The organism is Frankia tisae (assembly GCF_025403405.1).
Taxonomy (GTDB): domain Bacteria; phylum Actinomycetota; class Actinomycetes; order Frankiales; family Frankiaceae; genus Frankia; species Frankia tisai.
Genome location: NZ_JANEZT010000336.1, coordinates 1 through 7414 on the forward strand (window position 1 = coordinate 1; position 7414 = coordinate 7414).

Consider the following 7414-nt stretch of genomic DNA (forward strand, 5'->3'; position numbering starts at 1 on the left):
GAGCCGGGCCGGGTGGAGCGCGAGGGCCGGGTGGAGCGCTCAGGGACGTCCACGGGTGCGGCATCCGCGCCTGCGGGTTCCGCGGTGGCGACGACCGGTGCGGGTTCCCCGGCGGAGATGCCCGGGTCGGCCGGTGCGGAGGGCTCGTTCGTCTGGAAGAGCCCCGCCGGTTGGGAGGGCTCGGCGGGCCCGGAGCCGGCGAATCCGCCCCGGACGGCGACCCCGGCGGCAGAGCCTCACCCAGCCGATGCGCCGGGCGGGCCCGCCGCGGCCGCGGTGGACGCAGGTTCCGCGGTGCGGGCCGCGACGTCCGGGGGAGGGGGAACGCCGGCCGGTGAGCCGGTGTCGACCGGTTCCGTGGCCGGCGGGGCCGCAGGGTCCGGGCCCGACGCGCGGCCGGTGCGGCAGGACGAGCAGTGGGCCGTGCCGTCGCAGGAGTGGGTCGCCTCACGGGTCGGGCCGCGAGTGGCGAACGACGGTCAGACCGGGCCTGGCCCGGTCGAGCCGGCCCCCGCGGGGGGGCCGGACGACGCCGGTAGGTCGCGCGGCCGGGCCGGCCATGCGGCCCGGTACCCGAGGCGGACGGCGGCCCTGGCCGCGCTGGCCGCGGCGGTTGCCGGTCTGGCCGCGCTGGGAGCCGCCCACGCCGCGGACGAGCCCGATCACGCCCAGTCCCGGCAACCGGCGCCGCCGCACGTGCTCCGGGTCGTTCCCACCGGCGGCTCCGGTCCCGGGGTCGGGCTGGATCTGCGGCCGTCGTCCAGCGCCGGCCGACCTGTCGGCGCGCCCGGCGGGCCGCCGTCCCCGGCTGCGCCCTCCTCGGCTGCGCCGTCACCGGTCGTCACCGCCCTGACGAAAGTGCAGATGGTGCCCATGTCGGCGGTTCCCGCGTTCCGCGGGGCGATCGGGCAGCTCGCGCAGAGCCGGCAGTTCGGCGAGTTCGTCACCGTCCACAACACCGCGGTCATCTTCCTGGAGGTCCTGGCGCCAGGGCAGGGCAACGAGCGGGCCTTCTTCCCCGGCCCGGACCTCGGGGGCGACCCGCTGCCGAACTTCACCCTGTTCGCGTCGTGCGACGCGCCGGGCCCTGGCCAGACGCCGGGCTTCGGTCCCGGTCAGGGCTGCACAGGCACCACCTACCGGCTGACCGGGCTGACCGGCGGCGGAGCCAGTTTCGACTTCGCGCAGGGCTTCTACCGGCTACACGGATACTTCCTCGTCGATGTGGTTCCCGGGATGCAGCAGGGCCGGCTGACGGTCAATCTGCACGCGGTCGACACCCGAATTCTGCCGCGCTGACCACATTTCTGGCCCAGCTACCCGGTAACCCGGATCGGTAATCTCAATTACCCACCGGGGTCGGACGGGTTTGTGTTCGGACGGTGACGGAGAAAACTAGGGCAGGCTTCTCCGTTGGGGGTGTGCGGTGTTTCAAATAATCTGGATCATTATTGCCGGTCTGGTGATCGGCCTGCTGGCTCGGCTGATCCTCCAGGGTAAGCAGGATATTCCGCTCTGGCTGACGGCCGTCCTCGGCATCGTGGGCGCGCTGGTCGGCAACGTGATCGCCAGTGCGATCGGGGTGCGCCACACCGGCGGCATCGACTGGATCCGGCACGTTCTGCAGGTCGGTGTCGCGATCGCGCTGGTCGCCGCCGTCGCGCCGCTGTGGGCGACGCGGCACACCCGGGGCGATCACCACAACCGCCACGACCGGCACACGGCTGGGCGGCTGTGACCGCTTCACGGCGCTGCGGGCGGCCCTGCGCCGCCCGTCAGCGGCCCCGCTGGACCCAGTCGTCGTAGTCGACGCCCTCCTCGCCGATGGTCGTGTCGTCGCCGTGCCCGGTGTGCACGACGGTGTTCGCCGGCAGGGTGAGCAGCTTCGCGCGGATCGAGGCGAGGATCGTCGGGAAGTCCGAGTAGGACCGCCCAGTGGCCCCCGGTCCGCCGCGGAACAGGGTGTCGCCGCTGAACAGCACGGGTTCTGCGTTCACCTCGCCGAACAGGCAGATTCCGCCGGGGGAGTGCCCCGGGGTGTGCAGCACCCGCAGCGACCCGCCGCCGGGCAGCCCGACGAGCTGCCCGTCGGCGAGGGATCGGTCGGGCGCGCGGTGGGGGTAGACCGTCCGCCACAGCATCACGTCGGCCGGGTGCAGCGCGATCGGCGCCCGCACCAGGTCGGCGAGCTCCGTCGCCGCATTGATGTGGTCGTTGTGCCCGTGGGTGGCGATGATCGAGGTCACGACGCGGGCACCGACCGCCGCCGCGATCACCGACGGGTCGTGTGCGGCATCGATGATCAGGACTTCCTGGTCGTTGCCGACCAGCCAGACGTTGTTGTCGACGGTGAACGTCTGGCCGTCCAGAGTGAAGTCACCGCGGGTGATCACGCGGTCCACTCGAAGCCCCGCACTGCCGGTCATCGCGCCCGCTCCTCTGGATCCGGAACTCCCGATCGGGTCGGAAACCCGGATGGTCCGCCCGCTGTGCGGGGGTGCGCCGCCGGCCCGGCGGCGGTCCCCGACGCGTCGACCGTATCGGGCGTCTCCGGAATTCGGGTCACCCCGCCGTCACCGTGACGCCGCCACAGACCGTGACTGCCGCCGCCACCCCCGACGAGGGTGGCGGCGGTCACCCTCCCGGGGCGCCCCGAGGGTCGCGGACGCGGAGCCGTCAGGGGACCCGGGCCCGTAGAGACGCGGGGCGGTCAGAGGACGACGACGCTGCGCAGCACGTCGCCGCGGCGCATCCGCGCGAACGCCTCCTCGACGTCGCCGATCCCGACGGTCTCGGTGACGAAGGCGTCGAGGTCGAGGCGGCCGCGGCGGTACAGGTCGATGAGGATCGGGAAGTCACGGCTCGGCAGGCAGTCGCCGTACCAGGACGACGACAGGTGGCCGCCGCGGCCGAAGACCTCCGCGAGCGGCAGCTCCACGGTCATCGCCGGGTCCGGCACCCCCACCAGGACCAGCCGCCCGGCCAGGTCGCGGGCGTCGAACGCCTGCCGGTACGTCTCGGGGCGGCCCACCGCCTCGATGACGACGTCGGCGCCGAAGCCGTCGGTGAGGTCGCGGACCGCCTGCACGGGGTCGACCGTGCGGGCGTCCACGGTGTCGGTGGCTCCGAAGTGGCGGGCCCAGGTCAGCTTGCGCTCGTCGACGTCCACCGCGATGATCTTGCGGGCGCCGGCGATGGCGGCGCCGGCGATCGCCGCGTTGCCGACGCCCCCGCAGCCGATGACCGCCACCGTCTCCCCGCGGGTGACCCGCCCGGTGTTCACCGCCGCGCCGAAGCCGGCCATCACCCCGCAGCCGATCAGGCCGGCCGCCTCCGGCCGCGCCGCCGGGTCCACGGGCACACACTGGCCCGCAGCGACCAGGGTGAGCGGCGTGAACGCCCCGATGCCCAGCGCCGGCGCGAGCGGCGTACCGTCCTCCAACGTCATCGGCTGGGCGGCGTTGCGGGAGTCGAAGCAGTACCAGGCCATCCCGCGCCGGCAGGCCCGGCAGGTGCCGCAGGGCGCCCGCCAGGCCAGCACCACGTAGTCCCCGGGGGCCAGGCCCGTCACGCCCTCGCCGACCGACTCGACCGTGCCGGCAGCCTCATGGCCCAGCAGGAACGGGTAGTCGTCGTTGATCGCGCCCTCACGGTAATGCAGATCGGTGTGACAGACGCCGCAGGCGTGCACCCGCACGCGGGCCTCGCCCGGCCCCGGGTCGGGGACGATGATCCGCTCCAGGCCGACCGGCGCGCCCTTGTGCCGGGCCACCACCGCTTCCACTGTCTGTGCGCCCATAGGAGGGCTCCCTTCGCTTGGAAAAACGCCTCATCGCCGTCGACCCGCCGAGCACGCTCACGGCCGCATCCGGCGCGATGCAAGCCTGACCGAACCGCATCGGTGACCCCTGGTGCATGATTTCGTACCCCTGTGGGCGTGACCCGTCCAACGCGCACCGCCCCCGATGGCGCGACACGCCGCTTTACGGCCACCCAGCGCTGCCGGGAACGGGTGAGTGTCGGTACGCTCCTACCGGTCCGTTTCTGCTCTTTGTAGAAGGAGCAATCCCTCCGTGGTCCGATTTGCCGATGCTCCCTCCGTCGATTCTCCGATCCGCCGCGCCTACGGCGAGGTGACGGTCGGTGAACCCAAGTTGTCTGAAGACGGGCGGCTCGAAGCCGGCGGCGGGAGCGTCGACGAGGGGGTGGGCCAGCCCGGCCCCACCGGCCGGCCGCTGCCGTCGTTCCCCGTCCCCGTCTCGCTGACCGCTCACGGTCCCGCCTGGATCGTGGCCATGTGCAACCAGAAGGGCGGCGTCGGCAAGACCACCAGCACGATCAACCTCGGCGCCGCCCTCGCCGAGTACGGCCGCCGCGTCCTGCTGGTCGACTTCGACCCGCAGGGCGCGCTGTCGGTCGGCCTCGGCATCAACCCGATGCAGTTCGACCTGACCGTGCACGACCTGCTGCTCGGCGGGGACGCCGACGTCCGTGACGTCATCGTCGAGACCCAGGTCGACAATCTGGACCTGCTGCCGAGCAACATCGACCTGTCCGCCGCCGAGGTGCTGCTGGTCACCGAGGTCGGCCGCGAACACAGCCTCGCCCGCGCGCTCGCCCCCATCCTCGACGACTACGACGTCATCCTCGTCGACTGCCAGCCCTCGCTCGGCCTGCTGACCGTGAACGCGCTGACCGCGGCGGACGCCGTCATCGTCCCGCTGGAATGCGAGTACTTCGCGTTGCGCGGCGTCGCGCTGCTGCTGCAGACCATCGACAAGGTGCGCGAGCGGCTCAACTCGCGCCTCGAGCTCGCCGGCATCCTGGCCACCATGTACGACGCCCGCACGCTGCACGCCCGCGAGGTGCTGGCCCGCGTCGTCGAGCGGTTCCCCGCCGAGGTGTTCCACACGGTGATCAACCGCACGGTCCGCTTCCCGGAGACGACCGTGGCCGGTGAGCCGATCACGACGTACGCGCCGACCTCGGTGGGCGCCGCCGGCTACCGGCGGCTGGCCCGCGAGGTGATGGTTCGGCACAACACGCCCCCGCTCGTCGGCTGAATCCCGGTTTTTCGGTGATCAGCGCGAAAAGGTAGCGACGTGCTTTTCCATCTTGCCGAGCCGGCGGCGCTGCTCGGGATCGTCGTCGCGTTCCTGATCGGGGTGTTCGCGCATGACGCCGCCCAGGTCCTCACCGCGCGCGTGGTCCGCGACCCCACCCCGCTGCGCAGCGGCCGGCTGACCACCGGGGTCAAGGACAGGCTCAGCCCCTTCAGCGGGCTCGCCGTGTTCATCGTCGGCCACGGCTGGGCCGAGTCGGTGCCGATGAACGACGTGTGGCGGCGGCGGCGCTTCCACGTCGCCGTCGCGGTGCTCGCGGGCCCGCTGGCCTACCTGCTGCTCGCCCTCGGTTCGCTCGCGCTGTTCCAGGTGGTCGGCGACCCGGCGCGGGTCTTCCTCGGCGACCGGGTGACCGAGGTGACCGTGCCGGACAGCTTCGCCGCCGAGCTCACCCTGTGGCTGGCGATCACCTTCGGCTCGATGTTCATCGTCAGCCTCATCCCGGTCCCGCCGACGGACGCCGGGCGGCTGGTGTTCCTGCTCGGCGGGACCTCCCAGGGCTGGCGCAGCCTCCACCACCGGCTCACCGACGGCAACATCGGCCTCGTCATCCTGCTGGCCCTGCTGCTGCTGCCGGTGCTGTTCGTCGGGTTCCCGTCGGTCGTCGGCCAGCTCATCGGCCCGCTGCTGCGCGGGCTCGCCGCCCTGATCGGCCTCAACCTGGCCTGACAGCGAGATCATGACCGGCGGAGCACTGGCCCGCAGCCCGGTAGCGTGGCGTTATGAGCGGGTCCAGAGCCGGTGCCGGTGCCGGTGCGGCCGGCGCCGAGCAGTCGGCGGCGCCGACCGCCCGCGGCGGGCGGCCCGAGCCCTTCGTCGTCGAGCTCGCCAACTTCACCGGCCCGTTCGACCTGCTGCTCTCGCTCATCGCCAAGCACCGCCTCGACGTGACCGAGGTCGCGCTGTCCCAGGTCACCGACGAGTTCGTCGCCCACATCCGGCGGCTGGGGGACCGGTTCGACCTCGGCCAGGCCACCGAGTTCCTGGTGATCGCGGCGACCCTGCTCGACCTCAAGGCCGCCCGGCTCCTGCCCGGCGCGCTGTCCGAGGACGAAGCCGAGGACCTTGCCCTGCTCGAGGCCCGCGACCTGCTGTTTGCCCGGTTGCTGCAGTACAAGGCGTACAAGGAGGCGTCGGCGTTGTTCGCCGGCCTGATGGCGCTGGAGGCCCGGCACGTGCCCCGGGCCGTGCCGCTGGAGCCCCGCTACGCCGCCGCCCTGCCCGAGGTGCAGATCGGCATCGGCCCCACGGAGCTCGCGGCGCTGGCCGCGCGGCTGCGCGAGCCGCCACTGCCGCCGCTGGTCGCCACCGACCATGTGCATCTGCCTCGGATCAGCGTCCGGGAGCACATGCTCGCCATCATCATGCTGCTGCGGGAGCTCGGCGCCGCGGACTTCCGCACGCTGTGCGCGGGCTGCCAGCAGACCATCGAGGTCGTCGCCCGGTTCCTGGCCCTGCTGGAGCTGTTCCGCGAAGGCCGGATCTCCTTCGACCAGGAGATCCCGCTCGGGGAGCTGACAGTGCGCTGGATCGCCGCCGACCCCGCCGCGGACGGCGACCTGCTCGCCATCGGCCGGGGACTGTACGAAGAGGATCCGGCCGACGACGACGAACCGCGGGAGGTGGCATCGTGACCGAACTGCCGGGCGCAGGTGCGGGTGCGGACGGCCCGCCAGCGGCCGCGGACCGGCCGCCGCTGGCGGCGCTGCTCGAGGCGGTGCTCATGGTCGCTGAGCGGCCGGCCGGCGTTGCGGAGCTCGCCACCGGGCTCGGCGCCTCGGCCCGCGAGATCGAACGGCTGCTCCCCGAGCTCGCCGAGGGATACGTCCGCGACGGCCGCGGCTTCCGGCTGCGCCACATCGGTACCGGCTGGCGGTTCTACACCGCCGACGAGTGTGCCCCCTGGGTGGAGGGCTTCGTGCTCGCCGGCCAGTCCGCCCGGCTGTCCCAGGCGGCGTTGGAGACACTCGCCGTGGTCGCCTACCAGCAACCGGTCAGCCGCGGGCGGATCGCCGCGGTGCGCGGCGTCTCCGCCGACGGCGTCATCCGCACCCTCACCGCCCGCCGGCTCGTCGAGGAGATCGGGCACGATCCCGAAACCGGTGCCATCCTGTATGGAACCACCGACTACTTCCTCGAACGGATGGGCCTGCGCGGGCTCGACGAGCTCCCGCCGCTGGCCCCCCTGCTGCCTGGACTCGACGATCTGGATGACATCGTTGCCTCATGAACGCTGCTGCTGACCGCCCCCGCGCGCCGCGCGACGCCCGCGCCCGGCGGGACGGCCGCCC

General features: G+C 72.9%; 7 protein-coding genes and 1 pseudogene. 6 read left to right on the top strand and 2 right to left on the bottom strand.

What is annotated here, in order from left to right; translation table 11 throughout:
* A pseudogene (locus tag NBZ85_RS24585) lies at positions 1-1299 on the top strand (hypothetical protein); the annotation flags it as partial.
* A 127-nt stretch (positions 1300-1426) separates the two neighbouring features.
* Positions 1427-1738 (top strand): GlsB/YeaQ/YmgE family stress response membrane protein, encoded by a 312-nt coding sequence (locus tag NBZ85_RS24590; protein ID WP_261559391.1) that lies wholly within the window; start codon positions 1427-1429, stop codon positions 1736-1738.
* Positions 1739-1775: 37 nt separating this feature from the next.
* Here NBZ85_RS24590 and NBZ85_RS24595 read toward each other — a convergent pair whose 3' ends face one another.
* Both NBZ85_RS24595 and NBZ85_RS24600 read right to left on the bottom strand, forming a co-directional pair.
* On the bottom strand, positions 1776-2426 hold the full coding sequence (locus NBZ85_RS24595; protein WP_261559390.1) for an MBL fold metallo-hydrolase: 651 nt from the start codon (positions 2424-2426) through the stop codon (positions 1776-1778).
* A 284-nt stretch (positions 2427-2710) separates the two neighbouring features.
* Positions 2711-3799 carry an S-(hydroxymethyl)mycothiol dehydrogenase gene (locus NBZ85_RS24600; RefSeq protein ID WP_261559389.1) on the bottom strand — a complete coding sequence of 363 codons (1089 nt, stop codon included), beginning with the start codon at positions 3797-3799 and terminating at the stop codon, positions 2711-2713.
* 274 nt (positions 3800-4073) lie between these two features.
* On the opposite strand from NBZ85_RS24600, the gene NBZ85_RS24605 reads away from it, so the two are divergent.
* From NBZ85_RS24605 to scpB, 4 genes are read left to right on the top strand one after another with little or no spacing between them, the layout of a single operon-like run.
* Positions 4074-5063: a ParA family protein gene (locus NBZ85_RS24605; protein WP_308205060.1), complete on the top strand. Its 990-nt coding sequence runs from the start codon at positions 4074-4076 to the stop codon at positions 5061-5063.
* 39 nt (positions 5064-5102) lie between these two features.
* On the top strand, positions 5103-5792 hold the full coding sequence (locus tag NBZ85_RS24610) for a zinc metalloprotease (RefSeq protein WP_261559388.1): 690 nt from the start codon (positions 5103-5105) through the stop codon (positions 5790-5792).
* 53 nt (positions 5793-5845) lie between these two features.
* The gene (locus NBZ85_RS24615; RefSeq protein WP_261559387.1) at positions 5846-6757 is read left to right on the top strand and encodes a segregation and condensation protein A; all 912 of its coding nucleotides are present in this window, start codon (positions 5846-5848) and stop codon (positions 6755-6757) included.
* Positions 6754-7353 carry an SMC-Scp complex subunit ScpB gene (gene scpB, locus NBZ85_RS24620; protein WP_261559386.1) on the top strand — a complete coding sequence of 200 codons (600 nt, stop codon included), beginning with the start codon at positions 6754-6756 and terminating at the stop codon, positions 7351-7353. Before NBZ85_RS24615 ends, scpB begins: the two co-directional genes overlap by 4 nt.
* Positions 7354-7414 lie beyond the last annotated feature (61 nt).